The sequence below is a fragment of the Aliiroseovarius marinus genome (assembly GCF_004360145.1).
Taxonomy (GTDB): Bacteria; Pseudomonadota; Alphaproteobacteria; order Rhodobacterales; family Rhodobacteraceae; genus Aliiroseovarius; species Aliiroseovarius marinus.
The window spans coordinates 1-2,686 of sequence record NZ_SAIT01000035.1 but is presented as its reverse complement, the minus strand read 5'-3'; the positions used below and the strand labels follow the sequence as shown (position 1 = coordinate 2,686).

The following is a 2,686-nucleotide window of genomic DNA, read 5'->3' as shown; positions in this document are numbered from 1 at the left end:
GCGGCGCTACCGTGGTCCAATATTGCGCCGCCCTTTATAGTATTGTCTCTGATTTGGATTTAATCCTCAGATGCAAATCGGTTCAGGCACGCGGGCGGTAGTTTGAAATGCACGAAAGGAATTCGGATGCGCTTGATCTTCGGACTGGTCTTGGCGGTCGGCATCGGCCTGGCTGGCTTTGCCGTATACATGGCGCGCGATTTTATCGGAGGGTATCAAGCCCAGCTGGATGCCGAACGTGCAGCGCGCAGCGCAATCGTCCCCACTGTTGATGTCTTTGTGGTCAACAGGTCCCTAAGATATGGCCAGCAACTTACGGCTGAAGACATTCGCCCCGTGAAATGGCCCGAGAACGCCATTCCGGAAGGCACATTCCGGACCATGGAAGAGATTTTCCCCGAAGGCGAACGTAATTTCCGCACCGTGCTTCGCGCGATGGAAAAAGACGAAGCCGTGTTGGCGGTCAAGGTGTCGAAGCCCGGCGCAGATGCCGGGGTGTCGTCGCGCCTGAGCCAAGGCATGCGTGCTTTTGCCATTCGCGTCGACGTCAGCTCGGGTGTATCGGGCTTTCTGCGCCCGGGTGACCGCGTAGATGTGTACTGGTCGGGCACCGGCGTGAATGAAGCGGGTGTGACCGAGGCCATTACCAAGCTGATTCTGGCCAGCGTCGATTTGATTGCTGTTGACCAGATCGCGGACAGCGATCGAACTGGCCCGACCATCGCACGAACCATCACTGTCGAAGTCACACCGCGACAAGTTGCTGCGCTGGCACAGGCCCAGGCAAGCGGACGACTGTCGCTGGCCCTGGTTGGCGCGCAGGATGAAACCACCACCACAGCTGTCGAAGTTGGTCAGGGCGAAATCATTGGCGAGATCAACACGCCCAAGGCGCAAAGCTGTACGGTCCGCACCCGCCGCGGTGCCGAGATCATCGAAACTCCCATTCCCTGCCCTAACTAAGGCAAGCCAGAATAGACGCGCCCGGGGCTTAAACAGAATAAGTGTTGCGTTAGGCACACATAAGCCCCGGTCTTAACGTCATTGAATGTTGATTTTTCAATCAATCCGCCGCAGTGTTGCGACTAATAAGCGGTGATTGCCCCGAAAAGAGGGCTACATTGTCAACGAGCAAAGGGGAAATCCTGTCTTCATCGGGGACCCCAGAACATACGTGATCAGAGAGGCAGGATCACATGAAGATCGATCGTTTTATCAAGGCGGCCCTATTGGGTCTGTCGTTAGGAGTTGGAACCGCACCTGTAGCAGGTTTTGCGGAAACTCTTCGTGTTACTGACACTGGCCCATCGCGCGCATTGAAGGTTCCGATGAACCGCGCCGTGGTCGTGGAAAGTGACAACCCGTTTGCAGAACTTTCCATTGCAAACCCCGGTATCGCAGACATCTCGACCCTGTCGGACCGCACAATCTATGTGCTGGGTAAGGCGCCCGGACGCACAACCCTGACCCTTTTGGGGCCAGATGGAAAGCTTCTGAGCAACGTCGAAGTGCACGTCACACCGGACATCAGCGAATTTAAAGAGCGTCTGCGCCAGATCCTTCCCGGTGAAGGCATTGAAGTGCGCACCGCCAACGACGGCATCGTGCTGTCGGGCGTTGTCAGCTCTCCTCAGCAGATGACGCTGGCACTTGATCTGGCGAACCGCTACGCCCCCGAGCGCGTATCTAATATGATGAGCGTCGGCGGCACTCAGCAGGTCATGCTGAAAGTACGCTTTGCCGAAATGGCCCGCTCGGTCCGTAAAGCTCTGTCAAGCTCGGTCACCTTCGGGAACCCGGTCGGCAGCGGCGTTAACATCGGTGCTTCCGGTGGTACTTGGCTGCAGAACGGCAACAACCTTCCGGATAACGAAGTTATTACCGTCAGCGGTGACCAAGAAGGTGTGATGAGCATCGGCTTTGGTGCTGGCAGCTTCCGTGTCGGCGTTCTGCTTGAAGCCCTTGAATCTAAAGGCGCTGTGCGCACGCTGGCCGAACCCAACCTGACCGCCCTGTCGGGACAGGAAGCATCGTTCCTGGCCGGTGGCGAATTCCCGATCCCGGTCGCACAGGATGATGGTGCAATTGCAGTCAGCTACAAGCCCTTTGGTGTTGAACTGAACTTCACGCCGACGGTGCTGACGGACGACGTGATCAACCTGCAGCTTAAAGCCGCAGTATCGGGCCTGGACAGCTCGGTTAGCTACCAGAACGGTGGCTTGATCCTGAACTCGTTCCGTCGCCGCGAGACGTCGACAACGGTTGAACTGCGCGACGGCGAAAGCTTCGCCATTGCCGGCCTGATCGAAGACGACTTCCAGGACGCAATCGGTGCGGTTCCGTGGCTTGGCGATCTGCCGGTTCTGGGCGCCCTCTTCCGCTCGACCGAATACGAACGCCGCCAATCCGAACTGGTCATCATCGTGTCGGCCCATCTGGTCTCGCCCACCCGTGGTGAGTTCCTGGCCGTCCCCACCGACCGCATTCGTCCCCCGTCCGAAAAAGACCTGTTCCTGTTTGGTCAAACGGCAAAAGCCGCTGCCCCGCAGACTGGCGTTGCCGCAGAGATCGCCAAACAAGACTTTTCGGGCTCTTACGGCTACGTGATGGAATAAGGATCGCGCTATGAAACGGATCAAACCAATTGAGCCTCCCCAACTGAACTGGTCCGCCCCTATGTTTAGGA

Annotated in this window: 2 protein-coding genes; both read left to right on the top strand. The window is 57.6% G+C overall.

The features are described 5' to 3' along the window. Nucleotides 1-126 precede the first annotated feature (126 nt). Nucleotides 127-963: a Flp pilus assembly protein CpaB gene (cpaB, locus tag EOL43_RS15265; protein WP_133489779.1), complete on the top strand. Its 837-nt coding sequence runs from the start codon at nt 127-129 to the stop codon at nt 961-963. A gap of 233 nt (nt 964-1,196) precedes the next feature. After that, on the top strand, nt 1,197-2,615 hold the full coding sequence (locus EOL43_RS15260; protein WP_133489778.1) for a type II and III secretion system protein family protein: 1,419 nt from the start codon (nt 1,197-1,199) through the stop codon (nt 2,613-2,615). Nucleotides 2,616-2,686: the final 71 nt, after the last annotated feature.